This window comes from Oscillibacter acetigenes (assembly GCF_025567605.1).
Taxonomy (GTDB): domain Bacteria; phylum Bacillota; class Clostridia; order Oscillospirales; family Oscillospiraceae; genus Oscillibacter; species Oscillibacter welbionis.
On the sequence record NZ_JAOQKG010000008.1, the window covers coordinates 569 to 18,682 of the forward strand.

Below are 18,114 nucleotides of genomic sequence, written 5' to 3' on the forward strand. Positions count from 1 at the left end.
GCCCTTCTGGGGCGGGGTGAAGCTCTTGAAGATGTTGGTGGGAGAGCCCTTCAGGCCGATGGTGGTGGCGTCGATCAGGGGATCGTCCTTCAGCGCCTCATAGTCGTAGGTGGTCATGGGCTTGCCGTAAGCCTCGAACACACCGCCCACGCTCATATAGCGGGGCTCGTTCAGCTCCTTGATGCAGGTGATCAGGCAGGGAGTCTTGACCTTGATGGTCATGTAGCCGTCCTCCAGCATCCGCTTGACGGTGATGGTGTCGCCGTCCTTCTGGATGTCGGCGGCGTAGGTCACCTGGGGCAGATGCAGCTTCTCGGCAATCTGGGGACCCACCTGGGCAGTGTCGCCATCGATGGCCTGCCGGCCGCACATGACGATGTCATCAGCCTCTACGCCGATCTTGTTGATGGCCGCAGCCAGGATCTGAGAGGTGGCGTATGTATCGGAACCGCCGAACTCGCGGGCGGACACCAGCACGGCCTCGTCAGCGCCCATAGCCAGCGCCTCGCGGAGCATACCGGCAGCGGGAGGCGGACCCATGGTCACCACAACAACCTTGCAGCCGGTGGCGTCCTTGATCTTCAGGGCCGCCTCCAGGGCGTTCATATCGTCGGGGTTGGTGATGGTCTGCATGGACGCACGGTTCAGGGTGCCGTCCGGATTCACCGCCACCTTACCGGAGGTGTCGGGAACCTGCTTGATGGAAACAATGATTTTCATGTTAACCTTTACCTCCTATCTTACTTCACGCCCAGGCGGCTGGAAATAACCATCCGCTGGACCTCGCTGGTACCCTCGTAGATCTCGGTGATCTTGGCGTCGCGCATCATGCGCTCCACGGGATACTCGCGGGTGTAGCCGTAGCCGCCGAACAGCTGGACGGCGCGGCGCGTGACATCGGAGGCAGCCTCAGCGGCGAACAGCTTCGCCATGGAGGCGTCCATGGAATAGTCCTCGTGATTCTGCTTCTTCATGGCAGCAGCGTACACCAGGTACTGAGCAGCCTGCATCCGGGTGTGCATGTCGGCCAGCTGGAACTGAGTGTTCTGGAACTGGCTCAGGCGCTTGCCGAACTGGACACGCTCCTGCGTGTACTTGACAGCCTCGTTGACAGCGCCCTCGCCCAGGCCCAGGGCCTGCGCGGCGATGCCGATCCGGCCGCCGTCCAGGGTCTGCATGGCGATCTTGAAGCCCTTGCCCTCTTTGCCCAGCAGATTCTCCTTGGGAACGATGCAGTCCTCAAAGATCAGGTCGCAGGTGGAGGAGCCGCGGATGCCCATCTTCTTCTCGTGCTTGCCGGTGGAGAAGCCGGGGAAGTCCTTCTCCACGATGAAGGCAGAGATGCCGTGGTTGCCCTTGGACTTGTCAGTCATGGCGAACACCACGAAGGTATCGGCCACGTTGCCGTTGGTGATGAAGCACTTGGAACCGTTGAGGACGTAGTGGTCGCCCTCCAGCACCGCCAGGGTCTGCTGGCCGGAGGCGTCTGTGCCGGCGTTGGGCTCGGTCAGGCCGAAGGCACCGATCTTCTTGCCGGAGAGCAGGTCGGGCAGATACTTCCGCTTCTGCTCCTCGGTGCCGTGCTCAAAGATGGGGGCGCAGCACAGGGAAGTGTGGGCAGAAACGATAACAGCAGTGGTGCCGCAGACCTTGGCCAGCTCCTCCACGCACATGGCGTAGGACAGAACGTCGCCGCCGGCGCCGCCGTACTCCTTGGGGAAGTAAATACCCATCATCCCCAGCTTGGCCATCTTCTCGACGGTCTCCATGGGGAACCGCTCCTCTTCGTCGATCTCCTCAGCCAGAGGCTTCACTTCGTTCTCGGCGAATTCACGGTACATCTTCCGGAGCATCTGCTGCTCGTTTGTCAGATGAAAATCCATATACCATTAACTCCTTTTCTTGTTGGTGCTGACTTCAATTACTTGGAATAATCATAGAAGCCCTTGCCGGTCTTCTTGCCCAGCAGGCCGCCGCGAACCATCTTGCGCAGCAGCAGCGCGGGACGGTACTTGGAGTCGCCGGTCTCATTGTACAGGGTCTCCATAATGGCCAGGCACACGTCCAGGCCGATGAAGTCGCCCAGAGCCAGGGGGCCCATGGGATGGTTGGCGCCCAGCTGCATGGCCTTGTCGATGTCGGCCACGGAGGCGACGCCGGTCTCTACCAGGCCGATGGCCTCATTTATCATGGGGATCAGGATCTTGTTGACCACGAAACCGGGGGCCTCAGCCACTTCGACGGGCTCCTTGCCGATCTCCTGGGACAGCTTATAGACGAAATCGAAGGTCTCCTGGGTGGTGTTGGCGCCGCGGATGATCTCCACCAGCTTCATGCTGGGCACGGGATTGAAGAAGTGCATACCGATGACGGGGTGCTTCAGACCGTTGCCCATCTCGGTGATAGACAGAGAAGAGGTGTTGGAGGCGAAGATGGCCTCGGGCTTGCACAGGCCGTCCAGCTCATTCAGCAGCTCCTTCTTGGTAGCCATGTCTTCCTTGACGCACTCGATGATGAGATCCGCGTCGGCGCAGGCGGACTTCTCCTCCACCAGCACGTTGGCCAGCAGGGCGTCCACAGCCTCCTGGGTCATCTTGCCCTTCTCCACCCGCTTCTGCAGGGAAGCAGCCAGCTTATCCTTGTGCTTCTGCGCGGAAGCGACGGAGCTGGCATACATCAGGGCGGTGTGGCCCTTTGCCGCGAAAACCTGCGCAATGCCGCTGCCCATGGTACCTGCGCCAAAAACTGCAACCTTCATGATTTTTCCTCCTGTTATTTTTGAATAAATTGTTTGGTTTCCTTGTTTCATGCCTTTCGGCACTCCAGGGGGCCGGGCTGTGCCGCCCCTCCGGGAGAACACAGAGTCATTCCGATATTGCCAATTTACTCACAAACTTTATTATAGGGTGACTGGCGGCATTTATCAAGTATAATTTGTGCAGTTTGCGAAAAATTTCACGTTTTTTACACTTCATACAAATTGTTCGTTAAACTTTATACAATTTTGTTAATGCATTCACAAGGCCCTTCGTTCCAGTTGTATCTGCCGGAAATCTCACAGCCTCTCGGCCGCCTCGCACCGGAGCCAAAATGCCAGGATCTCCTCCTTAGCCGCCTCCGCCCGGGAAAGAATGGCAGGGTGCCCACCGGATGCAAACAAGCGCACGGCGGCATGGGGCATCTGCGCCGCCATCGCCTTGTATTCCTCTTCCAAATCCTGTCTGCACATGGGGTCCTCCCGGCTCCCCATCAGGAGCACTGGCGGCCGCATCTGCTCCAGCGGGCCGCAGAACAGCGGCCGTCCGGAGGCGGCGCATCGCAACAGGGCATCCGTGTCCCGGTCCACCACCGCCTCCCAGTCCGGTCCCTGGCACCATGCATAAAATTCCCGGGCTGCCTTGTCTCTTTTGGCGCGGTCCCGCTCTGCTGTCAAATCCCGCGCAAACCCCGGGTGAAGGCTCCGCCCGTCAAAGCTGTCCGCCACTACGGCGCCTACTGCGCCGGGTGCCAGCAGGGCCGCGTTCATGGCGGCCCAGGCGCCGCCGCTGGTTCCCAGCAGACAGGGCCTCTCATAGCCCGCCGCCCGGATCAGGGCCAGGGCCTGCCGAGCCTCTTCCTGCCACAGGTCCGCCGGAAACGACTCCACCCGGTCGGAGCGCCCGTTTCCCAGAAAGTCCAGCAGCACACACCGGAAATGAGGCGTATAGAGTGGAAGCAACGGCTCAAACAGCCGGGATGAGGCGGTATTGCCATGGAGAAAGATCAGGACCGGGCCCTCGCCCGCCTCCTGATAAAACATGCTTCTGCCGCAGTAGGGCACCTTGGGCACATCGCTCCCCCCTCCCATTTGGGCTATCATATCATCTCTTTGCTTTCCGCGCAAGCAGGAAATCCACGCCGCCATTTACAGCGCCGGGTCTGTATGGTACAATAGCATTCTGAATGTACGGAGGACTCCCCGGCGGGGTCTTCCTGAAATCGGATCGGGAACCGACCCAGGAGGATGTTGACACATGCGGATGCGAAAGAAAAAGAATCTGATCCCCCGGATGGAGCGCTGCGGCGACCGCCTGATCCGGGAGCCCTACTCCATGCCGGGCAAGTGGCGGGAGCTGATGCCCCAGGCCCGGGAGCTGCGGCTGGAGCTGGGCTGCGGCAAAGGCCGCTTCACCGCCGGCACAGCGGCGGCGGAGCCGGACGTGCTGTTCATCGCTGTGGAGCGGGTGCCGGATGCCATGGTCATGGCCATGGAGCGGTGTGCGGCCCAGGGGCTCACCAACGTGTTCTTCATCGACGCCAATGCTGACCAGCTGCCCCTGTTCTTTGCCCCGGGAGAGGCGGACCGGATCTATATCAATTTCTGCGATCCCTGGCCCAGCAACCGCCACGCCAAGCGCCGCCTGACCCACGGCAACTTCCTGCGGCTGTACCGCCAGGTGCTGAAGATGGGCGGGCAGATCCACTTCAAGACGGACAATCAGGACCTCTTCACCTTCTCCGTGGAGGAGCTGCCTCTGTTCGGCTTTGAGCTGTCCGAGGTCACCCGGGACCTCCATGCGAATGGCCCGGTGGGCGTCATGACGGACTACGAGGCCAAGTTCCATGAGCAGGGGCTGCCCATCTGCCGGTGTGTGGCCACCATGGTTCCCTGGGAGGAACCCTTCCCCACCGACATTCGGCGGGTGAAGAACCGCTGGCTGGACGTTTTTGCCGACGGCGTGTCCGACGCGGAGTTGGGGAGGCATGTGCTGTCGGATGGGAATTACCTGTGGCATCTCTTCTCCTGGAACCTGGTGCCCTGCCTGTCCGGCGACGCGGCCCGGCAGGCTCTGTCGGAGGCATCCGGTGAGAAATACCTCTTTTATTATGAAGAGCCGCCGGAGGGTGAGCCTCTGGTGCGGCCGGTGACGGCGGAGGAGCTGGTTACCCTGCCCGCAGATGCACGCGCCATTCCCGGAGCGGACTGGTACGTGGTAGACAAGGATTTCACCTGGACGTTTGCGCAGCCCCATGAGGCGGACCGCGGGCCGTACTTCTGCCGGAAAGCCTGACCGAAGGGGCACAACGGGGATTGCCTCCCCTCCGTCCTGGATATACAAAAAGCAGCGCTCTCCCATTTGGGAGGGCGCTGCTCACATAGTCTGGAAAGGGATCTTACGCCTTCTTGGCGATCTCGGTCAGCTGGGTGAAGGCGGCGGCGTCGTTGACAGCCATCTCCGCCAGCATCTTCCGGTTGATCTCAATGCCAGCGACCTTCAGGCCGTGCATGAAGGTGGAGTAGTTCATGCCGTTCATCTTGCAGGCGGCGGAGATGCGGGTGATCCACAGGGAGCGGAAATCACGCTTCTTCAGCCGGCGGCCGGTGTAGGCATAGCTCAGGGACTTCATCACGGCCTGGTTGGCCACACGGAAGTGCTTAGACTTGGAGCCCCAGTAGCCCTTCGCCATCTTCAGGATCTTATTTCTTCTCTTGCGCGTCATCATCGCGCCCTTGACTCTAGCCATTTCAAAAACCTCCTATTTGAACGTCTCGTGTCTTACTTGTAGGGGATCATCTTGCGGATGGCATCCACATTGGTGGTATCCGCATAGCCGCCGGCACGCAGACGACGAGTGCGCTTGGTATCCTTCTTGGTCAGGATATGGCTCTTGTAGGCCTTGGCGCGCTTGACCTTTCCGGTCTTGGTCAGATTAAATCTCTTCTTTGCACCACTGTGGGTCTTCAGCTTCGGCATAATGGTTGCTCCTTCCGTATCGTTGAAATCAGATTACTTGCCGGATTTGGGGGAGAGGAAGATGGACATCATCCGGCCCTCCAGCTTGGCGGGCTTATCCAGATTGGCGGTTTCGGCGCATTGTGCGGCAAACCGGTCCAGCAGGTCCCTACCGATGTCGGTATGGGCCATCTCCCGGCCGCGGAATCGGACCGAGACCTTGACGCGGTTGCCGTCGGCGATGAACTTCTGCGCGTTTTTGAGCTTCGTATTGAAATCCCCGATGTCGATGCCCGGAGACATCCGAATCTCTTTGATCTCCACCACGTGCTGGTTTTTTCTGGCCTCTTTTTCCCGCTTGCTCTGCTCGAACCGGAACTTGCCGTAGTTCATCAGCTTGCACACGGGGGGAACGGCCTGCGGCGAGATCTTGACCAGGTCCAGGCCCTGCTCGTCGGCGATCTTCAAAGCTTCCGCAGGGGGCATGATGCCGAGCTGCTCGCCCTCGGAACCGATCAGGCGAATCTCCTTGTCTCTGATCTCCTCGTTCAGTTCATGCACTACTTTACTAATGGTCGAAGCACCTCCATCTCAGAATCACAAAACGCGGATACCATGCAGGCATCCGCGCAACAACAAACCACCGCCCGGTGGTCTGATTACAGCAGTGTAAACCTCTTTGCCAAATCGCTGGAGGTGAGGCGGATGCAGTCAGCCTTCTTTGTTTTGCTGGATTAGTATAGCACCCTTTTGTCCTTTTGTCAATCCATTTTTTCCTCCGGTGACAAGGTTTTTTCCAGCCTCCGCGTATAATTTCCGCAGCTGGCGGTGAGACTATGCCATGTACTCAAGCAGGCGAAAGGAGGTGTCCTGATGAGCAACCGCGACAACCAGAACAAGCGCGATGCCGGCCAGACTCAGCAGAAGGAGAACCGTGAGAACAGCCAGCAGAACCAGAACAAGGCCCAGAAGGAAAACCGCAAGTAACTCCCCTGGAATCGCCATACGGCGGGGCAGACGCCCCGCCGTATTTCTTTTGGAGAGAAGGGCTTACCGCCGGATGAACTGGAGGTTCACATCCACGTTGCCGCCGATACCGGCCACAGAGCACTTGCTGGAATACTGCCAGTAGTCCATGTGATAGTACAGGGTGGGGTACAGAAGCTCGGAGCTCTCGCTCTTGTACTCGGGGTACCAGGAGAGATACGGCTCCAGAGCGCCCTGGTCATATTTGATGTAGCTGACATACTGCCCGGCGTAGACCATGGCGTCGTAGCCGGCCTCTTCGATGCGCTCGCAGAACGCCACTGCGCAGGCGGTGGCCATCTCCGGCGTGGTGCCGTAGACCCGGTAGGTGCTGTCGTGCATCTCCCAGTCGTAGGCCACGGGGCCGTCGATCTCGTGGCCCTCCAGCAGGCTGATGACAAAGTCCGCCTCCTCGATGGCCTCCTCCACGGTGATGGCCTGGGCGAAGAAGTAGACGCCGGTCTCGATGCCCGCCGCCATGGCCCCGTCAATATTCTGGGCGTAGAAAGCATCCTCCATGATGCTGCCGGAGCCGTAGCCCCGCAGGCCGATCCGCACCATGGCGAACTCCACGCCGTCGGCCTTGGCGGCCTCCCAGTCGATGGTGTTGTTGGCGCTGGCCCGGTTCTGATAGGCGGACACGTCGATGCCGAAGCGGGTCCGGTAGTCGTCACCGGTATAGATCAGGCGGTCCGGACGGTCCGGGTCCCACATGAAATCTCCCTGGGAGAAGCGGTTCCGCTCCACCCCGGCGTAGATGGGGATCTGTTGGTTGCTGTATGTCAGATACTCCCCTGTGGTCTCCGAGGGCGTGTACACGTCGCCGGGCTGGATGGCCGGCGGCTGCTCCGGCTCCTCCGGCCGCTGGGAGAGGTCCGTGACCACGGCGCTGCCGAAGTTCCGTACCGCGCCCTGGATGGTCACGTTCTCCAGGGTCACCGTCCCGGTGACGCCGGGGGCCAGAATCAGATCCCCCGTGATGGTCATGTCCTGGAGGCAGGCCCCCTCCGCCGCGTTGACCATCACCGTGCCCTCCACGTCCTGGGTGTAGGTGGTGCTGGTCTGGATCAGCACCTCGATCATGTTGTCCAGGATCGTCACGATCTCCGCCCGGGTGATGGCGTCCGTGGGACGGAAGTACCCGTCGGAGGAATCCGTGATGTAGCCCAGGGCGGACATCTCCGCCAGATACGGCTTCGCGTAATCCGCCACCTGGTCCGCATCCAGGTAATAGACCGTTGCGCTCTCCCCCGAGATGTTGAAGGCCCGTGCGATCATGGTCACCGCCTGCTGGCGGGTGATGGTGTCCCCGGCCAGGGCCTGCCCGTTGTTGCCCAGGTAAACGCCGGAGGCGTGGAGCTTCAGGATGGCATCCTCCCAGTAGTTCCCGCTCAGATCAGAGAACGTCCCGGCGGGCGAGGTGCTTTGGAATTTCAGGAAGCGGTCCAGAATGCCCGCAAAGGCGCCCCGGGTGATGGAGTTGTCCGGCCGGAATGTGCCGTCCTCATAGCCGTTGATGATGCTGTACTCCTCACTCCATTTCGTGATGGCGGTCTCCGCCCAGTGGCCCGTCGTATCGGTAAAGGCCGCCCGGGCCGGCAGTACCAGAGACCCCACTGTCACTGCCAGCGCCAGCAGCGCCGCAAACACCCGTTTTTTTCCCATGATCCGCTTCCTTTCCTGTTTTTTCGACATACCGTGTCCCAAAAAAGTCCCACCGCAGTGCGGAGGGACGCTATAATTGGTTTACATATTATCACAGCCGCTTCTCCCTGTCAATCTCCCGCAGGCAGAAAACGGGCTTTGCAAATTTTTCCGGAAGGTGAATAATCCGGGCAGGCTGGTCCGTGTTATGGGTGAAAGGAGCTGAGGACCCTGACTTCGTTTGGTACCGACGAATCCATCCGCCGCACGGTGGCTGCGTACAGCCCCATGCTGCTGCGGATCGCCATGACCCGCCTGTCCTCTCCCGCCGACGCGGAAGACGTGGTGCAGGAGGTCTTTTTGAAGCTGCTGACCACCCGGCCGCACTTCCGGGACCTGGAGCACGAAAAGGCGTGGCTGATCCGCACCACGCTCCACCGGGCCTGCGACATGGCCCGGGCGGCGGAGCGGCGGAATCTCCCCCTGGAGACCGCGGAGGTCCTTCCAGGCGGAGAGATGCCGGAGCCCTCCCCCATCCTTTCCGCCGTGCAGGCCCTGCCGGCGAAGTACAGCGCTGTCATCCACCTCTATTATTATGAGGGCTATTCCATCAAGGAGATTTCCAAGCTGCTGCAAATCCCCCTCCCTACCGTGGGGACCCGACTCTCCCGGGGGCGGGAGCGGCTGCGCCAACTTTTAAAGGAGGATGTGGAATGAATCGCCAGAACTACCGCGCCGCATTTGACGCCGTGGACTTCTCCCCGGACTTCGAGGAGCGGACTCTTCAAAAGCTGGCAGCCATGCGGCACGCATCTGAAAAGGAGCAGAACAAGATGTCCATGAATCGCACGAAAAAAATTACCCTGCTGGCTGCGGCGGCCGTGGCCCTCCTGGCCGTGACTGTGTCCGCCGCCGTGCTGTGGCTGACCCCCGCCCAGGTTGCGGAGGAACTGAACGATCCAATGTTGGCGGAGGCCTTCCAAAGCGAAGCCGCCGTGATCCTCAATGAGACCCAGACCGTTGGGGACTACACCGTCACCCTGATGGGGATGGTCAGCGGCGCCAACATCTCCCAGTGGTGCGCCGATGTCCAGGAAAGCCGCACCTATGCCGTGGTGTCCGTGGTCCGGACGGACGGCACACCCCTGACAGAGGAGAACTATGACGTGGTCCCCTGCGGGGCCTTCACTGTTACGCCCCTGGTGTCCGGCTATGATCCCCGGGCCGTCAACGTGTTCACCCTGAACGGTGCCTGCTCCTCCTTTCTGCGGGACGGCCGGGCCTATTATGTACTGGACACGCAGAGCCTGGAGATATTTTCGGATCACACGGTATATCTCGCGCTGTATGAGGGATTCGCCGCCCCCTCCTATGAGCGTTTCTCCCTGGCAGAAGACGGCACAGTGGATCTGCGGGACAATGTGACGGGCTGCATGTTCACCCTGCCGCTGGACACACATACAGCCGATCCGGACGCTGCCCGGGCCTTTGTGGAGAGTACCGGTATCCCATGGGAGCCTATGACGGATGCGCAGCTGGCGGTGCAGGAGGCGCATGAGGACCTGGAAGTGGAGAAATCCGCGGACGGGGTGGGGAACCAGACCTTCCTGATTCAGGAGGCCAACTGACGAATTGTATACAGCAAGGGCGGAGAGGGGCTCCCTCTCCGCCCTTGTCTTTTCTGGTCAAGCTGTTTGTGTTTGCGGGGGCCGCGGGACCGGAACCACCGCGTCCCGCAAAATGGACTCTGAGCGGAAGGCCGACAGCGCCAACCCGATCAGGGCGCAGTCCACCATGCTGTGGAGATTTCCCGTCACCAGAGGGAGCTGGGCGCTGAACAGCACAAAGCCCAGATTCAGCGCCGCCGCAAAGGCCGACTGCACCGCCAGCGTCAGGACAACGGCCAGTGCCAGCAGCTTTCCGCTCTGGCTTTGCTGGCAGGCACATCGCCGCAGCATCCACAGCAGCAGGACAGCCAAAACTGCCAGCAGGAGCAGATAGGGCAACCACCCCAGTTTGTAGACCATGGTGGTGGGCAGAAAATCGTGGTTCCACTCCGGCAGCATCATCTCCGGGAGCAGTTCCCTGCCCCAGACCGTTTGCGGCTGGATTGAGAGGTCTCCTCCCTTCCCCATCAGGCGGGATGCCCCAAGTATCCGGCGAGCCATTACAGCCTGATACCCCGCCCCCTGTGGGTCTATCTCCGGGTGCAGGAGAATCTGAATCCGCGCTGCATTATAGCCCGCCACCAACAGCATCCACAGCACCGCTCCAGCCATCACAGCAGCCAGTCCGCCCACCGCCGCCAGTCCCTGCCGCCGGGGCACGGTGAACCAGTCCATCTGGATAGCGAGCAACAGCAGAAAGCAGCCAATAACCATCAGCTGAATCATCCCCTGAATAAAGGGCGCACACATACAGACCACCGTCAAAGGGATGCCGCCCGCCACGGCAGCCAGCAGGCCCCGCCAGCCCTTTCCCCGGCAGGCATACAGCCACAGTGCGTAGACTGCCGGATAGAACAGCACCACATACCGGGTGAAATAAGAGGCGTTGTTGACATTGGGTGAGAGATGTAGGGACAATACCCCCGCCATCACCGCACCGATGTACACCCACTTGGCCCAGCGCAGCAGCCGGGAGACGTCCAGGAAGTAGGCTCCGACCAGCACAGCAGCCCCGGTCACCACTGACAGAGCACAGCGCAGCGGATCCAGATCCTCATCCCAGGGTGCTCCCGCTCGGGTGAGGGCGTACCGCAACCAGCCGCCCACCAGCAGCAGCGCCAGGGTCAGGCCCAGCATCCCCCACTGGGGCCTGGGCCGGTGGAGGCGGTCCAGGTCCGCGCCCACGGCCACCGGGTCCCCCATATCCTCCACTGCCAAGCGCTCCGCCTCTTCCGGCGGATGGCCTTCGGCCAGAAATTCCTCCTGCTGGTCCTCCAGATGAGTTTCCAGCTCCCGGGCCGCCACAGTCCGGGCCCGCTTCCAGCGGATTTGTGCCTCCACCGCGTCCAGATAGCCCCGGACGCTCTCAGGTCCCGGCACAGCAGGCACCTCCCCCCAGCACACGGCCCACGGCATCGGCATAGGTGTGCCACGCCGTCTCCTTCTCCCGCAGGGCGGCCTCCCCCGCCTTTGTCAGATGGTAGTACCGCCGGGGCTTACCGGCAGCGGCCTCCCGCTCGTAGGCGGTGACCAGCCCCTTTTCCTCCAGGCTGTGGAGGAGGGGGTACAGGGTCCCCGCTTTCAGGTGGAACACGTCCTCCGACCGCTGCCGCAGCTCGCTGGTCATCTGGTAGCCGTACTTGTCCCCGTCCTCCAGCAGCTTCAGGACCAACAGGGCCATGCTGCCGCTGACCAGACTCTTATCGGCCTCCATAGACTTCCTCCTTATATAGATATTCTATATATTTTGACAGCGCCATTATATATCGATTCCCTATATAAGTCAAGTAAAAAAACCGCCCGGACCAGATGGTCCGGGCGGCAATTCGTTATTCCACAGTCACGCTCTTGGCGAGGTTCCGGGGCTTGTCGATGTCACAGCCCCGCTGGAGCGCCACATAGTAGGCGAACAGCTGCAGGGGCACCACGCCCAGAGAGGGCTGGAGCATGGGATGGGTCACCGGCACAGAGACAGTGGCGTCGGCAGTCTTCTCCATCTTTTCCCGGAAGTCCTCGGTGGTCAGGGCCAGCACCTCGGCCCCCCGGGCCTTCACCTCCACCACGTTGCTCATGGCTTTGTCAAAGAGAGGCGCGTAGGTTCCCAGGGCCACCACCAGGGTCCCCGGCTCGATCAGGGAGATGGTGCCGTGTTTCAGCTCGCCGGAGGCGTAGGCCTCCGAGTGGATATAGCTGATCTCTTTCAGCTTCAGGGAACCCTCCAGGCCCATGGCGTAGTCCAGGTTCCGGCCGATGAAGAAGATGGAGTCGTGGTTGAAGTACCGGGAGGCGTAATACTGGATGTCCTCCGTGTGGGAGAGGAACTGGCGCATCTTCTCCGGCAGCAGCTGCATCTCGGAGAGAATGGTGTCATACTCGCTCTGTTCCACCATACCCAGCAGGTCCGCCAGATAGAGGCCCACCAGATCCATCAGCACCAGCTGGGTGGTGTATGCCTTGGTGGTGGCCACGGCGATCTCCGGCCCGGCCCAAGTGTACAGCACGTCATCCGCCTCCCGGGCGATGGAGCTGCCCACCACATTGACGATGGCCAGGGTCCGGCCGCCCCGGCGCTTGGCCTCCCGCATGGCGGCCATAGTGTCCAGGGTTTCTCCAGACTGGCTGATGACGATGACCAGAGTCTTTTCGTCCACCAGAGGATCACAGTACCGGAACTCGGAGGCCAGCACCACCTCCACCGGGCGGCGCAGCAGCTTTTCCCAGCTGTACTTGCTCACCACGCCCACATGGTAGCTGGAGCCGCAGGCGATGACGTAAATCCGGGAGAGGTCGCGGACGTACTCCGCCGTCAGATGCAGATTGTCCAGCACCACACGGCCGTCCCGGATGCGGGGGGAGATGGTCTTGCGGACCGCCTCCGGCTGCTCCATGATCTCCTTGGCCATGAAGTGGGCGTAGCCGCCCTTCTCCGCTGCGGACACATCCCAGTCCACCAGACTGTGGGTCTTCTCCACCGGCAGCAGCTCGTCGTCAAACACGTCCACGCTGTCGGCGGTGAGGACAGCGATCTCCCCATCGTCCATGTACACCACGTCCCGGGTGTACTTGATGACAGCCGTCACGTCGGAGGCGATGAAGTTGCCGTTCTGACCGTAGCCGATGATGAGGGGGCTGTCCTTCCGGGCGGCAATGAGGGCGTTGGGGTAATCCGCACAGATGATGCCGAAGGCGTAGGACCCCTCGATCCGCCGCAGGCAGCGGCCCACAGCCTCCAGCATGTTGTGGCATTCGTTGTAGTGGAACTCCAGCAGCTGTGCCACCACCTCCGTGTCCGTGTCGGAGGTGAAGTGGACGCCCTGGCGCATGAGGTGCTCCTTGATTTCCAGATAGTTTTCGATGATGCCGTTGTGGACGAGGGCGATCCGCCCGTTCTCGCTGACGTGGGGATGGGCGTTGATGTCATTGGGCTCCCCGTGGGTGGCCCAGCGGGTATGCCCGATGCCCAGGTTCCCCTCCAGGTCCGCGCCGCCGTGGATCAGGTCGGATAAGACCTGAAGCCGCCCCTTGGTCTTGCGCACCTGGAGTCCCGCCGTCTCGGACCGCACCGCCACGCCGGCGGAGTCATACCCCCGGTACTCCATCCGCTCCAGGCCGTCCAGCAGAATGGGGGCCGCGGGCTCGTTTCCTACAAATCCGATGATTCCGCACATATTCGATAATCCTCCTGAAGATTCTGTAATGAATGGTCAAAAGGACAAACACGCAGTCATTTGTCACTTTCTTCACGGTCACAGCCCCCCTTGTTTTGCGGTTGCCCGCATATTTGCCGGCTGTGTACGCGCCCGTGGGCACGGAAGGGCATCCGCCGAATCCTTCGATACTCCCTTCCCCTCGTCGTCCCGCCGCTGGCGGCGGGCGCTGGCGCTGTGATGGGCCGCGGCCCATAAACTCCTTTCACATCTGCGATTTTTCTTTTTTTGATTTTGATGCGGTCACTATAATATGCGCCTGATAAGCCCATCTTAAATAGGTCTGTTAAGACGATTCAGCACATATTGACCGTTGACTGGCTCTACATCTCTCAAAAATGATACTCCATGATATGTTCCCCCTTGCTATCGTATTTCCCGTTAAACCGGAAACCAATCTGTTGATAAAGCTTGATTGCATGGGGATTATTCTCATACACGCTAAGATATACCGTGCCGCTCTGATACTCTGTATGCAATCTGTCAAGAAGCGAAAGCACCGCCTGTTTTCCATATCCTTTTCCCTGATATCTTTTATCAATGAGCAGCCGATCCAGCCATAGCTGTCCCGGAGCCGGCTCTGGAAAATAGCCGTACATAGCAAAACCAATCAGCGTGTCGCTGTCATAAATACCAACAGGCCGCCACAGCTCCAATTCATCTGCCTCCCGCAAGCACTCGCTTACACTCTCAATAAAACCAGCCTGCTCAGAAAAGACAGTCAAGCCCTCAACTTCCCTGCGGTTTTCGGCGTTTACCGATTTGAAATGTAATTGTTTGTGAACACTTGAATCCATCATTATTTTTTCTTATTAATTCTCAAAACTGTTGCTGTATAACTCTATATTTTCTTTCCATGCTTTACAAGAATCTCCCCCTCCTGGGGGAGCCTTATCCCGGATAAAAATCCCGTTCCGGCAGATACTAGCGGAACGGAGGGATTTTCGCCATGATAACCGCCTTTGTCCGAACGATCATTCTCTATTTCCTTATTGTGGTCGGGATGCGCCTGATGGGCAAGCGCCAGATCGGCGAGTTGGAGCCCAGCGAGCTGGTGCTGACCATGATGATCTCCGACCTGGCCGCCGTGCCCATGCAGGACTTCGGCATTCCGCTGCTCTCTGGCCTGCTGCCGATCCTGACGCTGCTGGCCCTGTCACTGCTGCTGAGTCAGCTGTCTCTCCGCAGCCTGCGGCTGCGGGCGCTGATCTGCGGGACGCCCACGGTCCTGATCCGGGGCGGCAAGCTGCAGCAGGACGCCATGCGGAAGAACCGCTTTACCATCGATGAGCTGATGGAGGAACTGCGGGAGCAGGGCGTCACCCGCATCGAGGACGTGAAGTACGCCGTGCTGGAAAACTCCGGCCAGCTGACCGTCTTTCCCTGGACAGCCCAGCAGCCGCCCACGGCGGAACAACTGGGACTGGGGCTGGAGGATGATGTGACACTGCCCATGGTCATCATCAACGACGGGCGGGTCATCCACCGCAATCTGACCGCCTGCGGCCGGGACGAGAACTGGCTGCGCAAGCAGCTGTCCCGGGAAAAAGCCTCCTCTCCCCGCGAGATCTTCCTCCTGACCCTGGACGAACAGGGGCAGGTATTCTGCGTCCGAAAGGAGCGAGAGTCATGAGGGCGTATGGAATATCCGTCGGCATCCTGGCAGCCATCCTGGTCTTTTCCCTGTGGAACAGCTCCTACATGACCGCCAGCACCGTCCGCTGGCGGGAGCAGCTGCAGCAGGCGGACGCCCAAGCCCAGTCAGAGGCCTGGACCGAGGCCGTGGATACGCTGGCAGGCAGCTATGACGACTGGTCGGAAAGCCAGACCTACCTCCACATCGTGGCGCGGCATGATACGGTGGACGACGCGGAGGCCATGTACCGCCGGGCCCTGGCCTTCGCCGCCACCCGGGAGCTGACGGAGTTCCGGGCGGAGATCTCGGACCTGCGGGATCAGCTCCGGCTCCTGGCGGAGACGGAGCGGCTGGATATCAAGAACGTCCTCTGACGGCCTTCACCGGTTGTCGGCCAGGAGCTTGTTCAGCTCTGTCATAAAGGTGTCGATATCCTTGAATTGGCGGTAGACGGAGGCAAACCGGACATAGGCCACCTGGTCCACGTTTCGCAGCCGTTCCATCACTTTTTCGCCGATGGCCTCTGTGCTGATCTCCCGCTCCATGGAGTTCTGCAGATCCTGCTCGATCTCCTCGGCGATCTTTTCCAGCTCCGCCAAGGGCACCGGCCGCTTTTCGCAGGCGCGGATCATGCCGCCCAGCACCTTCCGCCGGTCAAAACTCTGGCGGCTGCCGTCCTTCTTCACCACCACCATAGGCAGGCTCTCCACCGTCTCATAGGTGGTAAATCGCTTGCCGCAGGAAAGGCACTCCCGCCGGCGGCGGATGCTGCTGTTTTCGTCCGCGGGCCGGGAATCAATGACCTTGCTCTCACTGTAACCGCAATAGGGACACTTCATACTGGACCTCCAAACGCTCCGCCGGCGCCCGGCCGGCAGGTCTTCCCGTGTCTGAGGCCGGGCGGAGAGCCCCTCCGCCACGGCCGTCTTGGGGTTATTATATCATACCCCCGGGAAATGTGGAACACATCATTTGGAATTTTCTGAAAATGTCTCTGTCCGCCGGACGGCTCAGAACACCGGTCGCTCCTCCCCGTTGAAGGCAAAGATGGCGTAGCTCCGGCCATGGATACGGCGGATATGGGCAAAGCAGAACAAGGCGGTCAGCGGAAAGGGGCGGCCCACGTCATAGGGCACCGCCAGCTCTCGCCGCCCCTGCTCCTCCCGGACAAGGACGCCCGGCACAAGGTGCAGCTGCTCCCGAAGCCATGGGGAACGGAGACGCACTGCCGAGCGCTCCAGCGGCGTCCAATCCTCCGGCTCCGGCGGATGGGCAGGGCGGATCTCCCCCTGCCGCAGCTTTCCTAGAGGGGCTGTCAGCCGGGCGGAAAACCGCCGCCGGATTGTGGCCCGGTCCCCACAGGGCTCCAGAACGCCCAGCCGCAGCTCTCCCCGGTCGCCCACCGCCCAGGCGCACCAGAGGCCCTCTCCCGGCAGGCGGCACCGGGCCTCAAACCAGGTGTACAGCGCCTCCTGCTCCGTGATGAGCTCCCCCACAGAGAAACAGCCCTGCATCAGTGGAAACTTGTCCATCGCTCTGCCCCCTCTCCAAACGGCCCCGCCTGGCACAACCTATGCCCAGGCGGGGCCGTTTATGCGGAGATCAGGCGACGGTGTAGCTGCCCCGGACCAGCAGCTTGGTGGTGCCGGCCGTGGCGCGGACGCCCCGGCCCTCAATGGTCATCATGTACAGGTGGTTCTGGACCAGCGCACTGCCGTTGTTCAGCGCTGTGGCTGCGGTCTCGTCAATGAGACCGGGGCTGGAGGGAGAAACGCACACAGCCGTTCCCACTCGCAGCATTACCTCACAGCCGATGTCCCCAGTGAGGACTTGTCCGCTGGTGAGGGTCACCACAGTGAAGTTGGACGCGGCACCGGCTCCGCTGCCTGCCGAAATGCCCAACTGGGCATTCCGGGCGGCGATCTTCTGGTCCACCCGCTCCATGATGGAGTCCATGAACGTCTCGTTCAGGTAGCTCAGGGTCACCAGCGGGTCGTCGGAGGATCCGGCCTCCGCCGCCGCGGTAATCGTCACGTTCAAGGCGCCGCAGAGCACCAGCAATGCCAGCAGCCGCAGATACCATCTGTTCTTTTTCATGCGCTTATGTACCTCCGTATTGATTGTCGGATCTGAAAAATCGGTACCCCTGAAAAGGGCGGAACGCCCTTTTCAGGAGGACCCTTCGATCAAACCACGCATTTCCGGGCGGCCAGGAGACGGCTTCCGCCGCAGCGCCCGGCCTGTGTATTGCCGAAGAAACGGATCTCTCAAACCATCTGGTCGTGGGGCAGTCCGAAGCTGACCGCGATGGCCAGATCGACCTTCTCCATCACATTCTCCTCCACATGGCCCATCTTTTCCCGCAGGCGCTTTTTGTCCAGGGTGCGCACCTGCTCCAGCAGGACCACCGAATCCCGGCTCAGGCCGCAGCTGTGGTCCACGGGAAGGTCGATATGTGTCGGCAGCTTGGCCTTCCCGGTCTGGGAAGTGATGGCCGCCGCGATCACAGTGGGACTGTACCGGTTGCCGGTGTCGTTCTGAATGATCAGAACCGGCCGGACACCACCCTGCTCACTGCCCACCACCGGGGAGAGATCGGCATAGTAAATATCGCCGCGCTTGACACTCGTATCCACAAAGTTCACACTCCGCCGAAAGAAGTACCCATCACCGAAGGCCCTTCGGTGAGGCCACTTTCATTCTCCCACGCAGGTACGGAA

General features: G+C 60.8%; 21 protein-coding genes. 5 read left to right on the plus strand and 16 right to left on the minus strand.

The annotated features are described in order from the left end of the window. The 4 genes from OCV80_RS15100 to OCV80_RS15115 all read right to left on the minus strand — a co-directional run. A partial coding sequence (locus tag OCV80_RS15100; RefSeq protein ID WP_267288537.1) for an electron transfer flavoprotein subunit beta/FixA family protein occupies positions 1-720 on the minus strand: 720 nt, incomplete at its 3' end. Positions 721-740: 20 nt separating this feature from the next. Then, positions 741-1,883, minus strand: coding sequence for an acyl-CoA dehydrogenase (locus OCV80_RS15105; protein WP_021751625.1), 1,143 nt, complete (start codon positions 1,881-1,883; stop codon positions 741-743). A 38-nt stretch (positions 1,884-1,921) separates the two neighbouring features. Next, positions 1,922-2,761 (minus strand): 3-hydroxyacyl-CoA dehydrogenase family protein, encoded by an 840-nt coding sequence (locus tag OCV80_RS15110; RefSeq protein WP_429835899.1) that lies wholly within the window; start codon positions 2,759-2,761, stop codon positions 1,922-1,924. 294 nt (positions 2,762-3,055) lie between these two features. Beyond that, complete coding sequence (locus OCV80_RS15115) at positions 3,056-3,829, minus strand: alpha/beta fold hydrolase (RefSeq protein WP_333635546.1); 774 nt, start codon at positions 3,827-3,829, stop codon at positions 3,056-3,058. 184 nt (positions 3,830-4,013) lie between these two features. On the opposite strand from OCV80_RS15115, the gene trmB reads away from it, so the two are divergent. Beyond that, complete coding sequence (gene trmB / locus OCV80_RS15120; RefSeq protein WP_119310813.1) at positions 4,014-5,051, plus strand: tRNA (guanosine(46)-N7)-methyltransferase TrmB; 1,038 nt, start codon at positions 4,014-4,016, stop codon at positions 5,049-5,051. Positions 5,052-5,154: 103 nt separating this feature from the next. Here the strand turns inward: trmB and rplT are convergent, their stop codons facing one another. The 4 genes from rplT to OCV80_RS15140 form a co-directional block, all read right to left on the minus strand. Next, positions 5,155-5,505 carry a 50S ribosomal protein L20 gene (gene rplT / locus OCV80_RS15125; RefSeq protein WP_021750187.1) on the minus strand — a complete coding sequence of 117 codons (351 nt, stop codon included), beginning with the start codon at positions 5,503-5,505 and terminating at the stop codon, positions 5,155-5,157. A gap of 32 nt (positions 5,506-5,537) precedes the next feature. Next, positions 5,538-5,735 carry a 50S ribosomal protein L35 gene (rpmI, locus tag OCV80_RS15130; protein ID WP_021750186.1) on the minus strand — a complete coding sequence of 66 codons (198 nt, stop codon included), beginning with the start codon at positions 5,733-5,735 and terminating at the stop codon, positions 5,538-5,540. Positions 5,736-5,768: 33 nt separating this feature from the next. Continuing rightward, complete coding sequence (gene infC, locus OCV80_RS15135) at positions 5,769-6,275, minus strand: translation initiation factor IF-3 (protein ID WP_021750185.1); 507 nt, start codon at positions 6,273-6,275, stop codon at positions 5,769-5,771. Between the two features lie 489 nt (positions 6,276-6,764). Then, positions 6,765-8,405, minus strand: coding sequence for an S-layer homology domain-containing protein (locus tag OCV80_RS15140; RefSeq protein ID WP_136891647.1), 1,641 nt, complete (start codon positions 8,403-8,405; stop codon positions 6,765-6,767). Between the two features lie 249 nt (positions 8,406-8,654). Between OCV80_RS15140 and OCV80_RS15145 the strand changes: the two genes are divergently transcribed. Further along, positions 8,655-9,101 carry an RNA polymerase sigma factor gene (locus OCV80_RS15145; protein WP_249390719.1) on the plus strand — a complete coding sequence of 149 codons (447 nt, stop codon included), beginning with the start codon at positions 8,655-8,657 and terminating at the stop codon, positions 9,099-9,101. Then, positions 9,098-10,012, plus strand: coding sequence for a hypothetical protein (locus OCV80_RS15150; protein ID WP_021748704.1), 915 nt, complete (start codon positions 9,098-9,100; stop codon positions 10,010-10,012). Before OCV80_RS15145 ends, OCV80_RS15150 begins: the two co-directional genes overlap by 4 nt. Before the next feature lie 57 nt (positions 10,013-10,069). Here OCV80_RS15150 and OCV80_RS15155 read toward each other — a convergent pair whose 3' ends face one another. The 4 genes from OCV80_RS15155 to OCV80_RS15170 form a co-directional block, all read right to left on the minus strand. Continuing rightward, positions 10,070-11,431 carry a permease prefix domain 1-containing protein gene (locus OCV80_RS15155; RefSeq protein ID WP_136891645.1) on the minus strand — a complete coding sequence of 454 codons (1,362 nt, stop codon included), beginning with the start codon at positions 11,429-11,431 and terminating at the stop codon, positions 10,070-10,072. Next, positions 11,418-11,765, minus strand: coding sequence for a PadR family transcriptional regulator (locus OCV80_RS15160; protein ID WP_021748702.1), 348 nt, complete (start codon positions 11,763-11,765; stop codon positions 11,418-11,420). The genes OCV80_RS15155 and OCV80_RS15160 overlap by 14 nt, the downstream gene beginning before the upstream one ends. Before the next feature lie 115 nt (positions 11,766-11,880). Beyond that, positions 11,881-13,719, minus strand: coding sequence for a glutamine--fructose-6-phosphate transaminase (isomerizing) (gene glmS / locus OCV80_RS15165; RefSeq protein WP_267288538.1), 1,839 nt, complete (start codon positions 13,717-13,719; stop codon positions 11,881-11,883). Positions 13,720-14,090: 371 nt separating this feature from the next. Next, a complete protein-coding gene (locus tag OCV80_RS15170) occupies positions 14,091-14,558 on the minus strand; it encodes a GNAT family N-acetyltransferase (protein ID WP_021748700.1) in 468 nt (155 codons plus the stop codon). 149 nt (positions 14,559-14,707) lie between these two features. Between OCV80_RS15170 and OCV80_RS15175 the strand changes: the two genes are divergently transcribed. Beyond that, positions 14,708-15,391: a DUF421 domain-containing protein gene (locus tag OCV80_RS15175; protein ID WP_021748699.1), complete on the plus strand. Its 684-nt coding sequence runs from the start codon at positions 14,708-14,710 to the stop codon at positions 15,389-15,391. Next, complete coding sequence (locus OCV80_RS15180; RefSeq protein ID WP_021748698.1) at positions 15,388-15,768, plus strand: DUF4363 family protein; 381 nt, start codon at positions 15,388-15,390, stop codon at positions 15,766-15,768. The genes OCV80_RS15175 and OCV80_RS15180 overlap by 4 nt, the downstream gene beginning before the upstream one ends. A gap of 6 nt (positions 15,769-15,774) precedes the next feature. Here OCV80_RS15180 and nrdR read toward each other — a convergent pair whose 3' ends face one another. The 4 genes from nrdR to OCV80_RS15200 all read right to left on the minus strand — a co-directional run bounded on the left by nrdR (position 15,775) and on the right by OCV80_RS15200 (position 18,030). Next, positions 15,775-16,233, minus strand: coding sequence for a transcriptional regulator NrdR (gene nrdR, locus OCV80_RS15185; RefSeq protein WP_021748697.1), 459 nt, complete (start codon positions 16,231-16,233; stop codon positions 15,775-15,777). 171 nt (positions 16,234-16,404) lie between these two features. After that, positions 16,405-16,926 (minus strand): hypothetical protein, encoded by a 522-nt coding sequence (locus OCV80_RS15190; protein ID WP_119310809.1) that lies wholly within the window; start codon positions 16,924-16,926, stop codon positions 16,405-16,407. 70 nt (positions 16,927-16,996) lie between these two features. Continuing rightward, the gene (locus OCV80_RS15195; protein WP_119310808.1) at positions 16,997-17,491 is read right to left on the minus strand and encodes a hypothetical protein; all 495 of its coding nucleotides are present in this window, start codon (positions 17,489-17,491) and stop codon (positions 16,997-16,999) included. A 170-nt stretch (positions 17,492-17,661) separates the two neighbouring features. Next, positions 17,662-18,030 carry a type II toxin-antitoxin system PemK/MazF family toxin gene (locus OCV80_RS15200; protein ID WP_025544461.1) on the minus strand — a complete coding sequence of 123 codons (369 nt, stop codon included), beginning with the start codon at positions 18,028-18,030 and terminating at the stop codon, positions 17,662-17,664. Positions 18,031-18,114 lie beyond the last annotated feature (84 nt).

What these genes read in the sequence shown, in the direction of transcription:
- trmB (WP_119310813.1), top strand. Translation starts at nt 4,014, where the DNA reads ATGCGGATGCGAAAGAAAAAGAATCTGATCCCCCGGATGGAGCGCTGC.
- OCV80_RS15150 (WP_021748704.1), top strand. Translation starts at nt 9,098, where the DNA reads ATGAATCGCCAGAACTACCGCGCCGCATTTGACGCCGTGGACTTCTCC.
- nrdR (WP_021748697.1), bottom strand. Translation starts at nt 16,233, where the DNA reads ATGAAGTGTCCCTATTGCGGTTACAGTGAGAGCAAGGTCATTGATTCC.
- rpmI (WP_021750186.1), bottom strand. Translation starts at nt 5,735, where the DNA reads ATGCCGAAGCTGAAGACCCACAGTGGTGCAAAGAAGAGATTTAATCTG.
- OCV80_RS15170 (WP_021748700.1), bottom strand. Translation starts at nt 14,558, where the DNA reads ATGATGGATTCAAGTGTTCACAAACAATTACATTTCAAATCGGTAAAC.
- OCV80_RS15140 (WP_136891647.1), bottom strand. Translation starts at nt 8,405, where the DNA reads ATGGGAAAAAAACGGGTGTTTGCGGCGCTGCTGGCGCTGGCAGTGACA.
- OCV80_RS15175 (WP_021748699.1), top strand. Translation starts at nt 14,708, where the DNA reads ATGATAACCGCCTTTGTCCGAACGATCATTCTCTATTTCCTTATTGTG.
- OCV80_RS15105 (WP_021751625.1), bottom strand. Translation starts at nt 1,883, where the DNA reads ATGGATTTTCATCTGACAAACGAGCAGCAGATGCTCCGGAAGATGTAC.
- rplT (WP_021750187.1), bottom strand. Translation starts at nt 5,505, where the DNA reads ATGGCTAGAGTCAAGGGCGCGATGATGACGCGCAAGAGAAGAAATAAG.
- OCV80_RS15160 (WP_021748702.1), bottom strand. Translation starts at nt 11,765, where the DNA reads ATGGAGGCCGATAAGAGTCTGGTCAGCGGCAGCATGGCCCTGTTGGTC.
- glmS (WP_267288538.1), bottom strand. Translation starts at nt 13,719, where the DNA reads ATGTGCGGAATCATCGGATTTGTAGGAAACGAGCCCGCGGCCCCCATT.
- OCV80_RS15195 (WP_119310808.1), bottom strand. Translation starts at nt 17,491, where the DNA reads ATGAAAAAGAACAGATGGTATCTGCGGCTGCTGGCATTGCTGGTGCTC.
- OCV80_RS15190 (WP_119310809.1), bottom strand. Translation starts at nt 16,926, where the DNA reads ATGGACAAGTTTCCACTGATGCAGGGCTGTTTCTCTGTGGGGGAGCTC.
- OCV80_RS15180 (WP_021748698.1), top strand. Translation starts at nt 15,388, where the DNA reads ATGAGGGCGTATGGAATATCCGTCGGCATCCTGGCAGCCATCCTGGTC.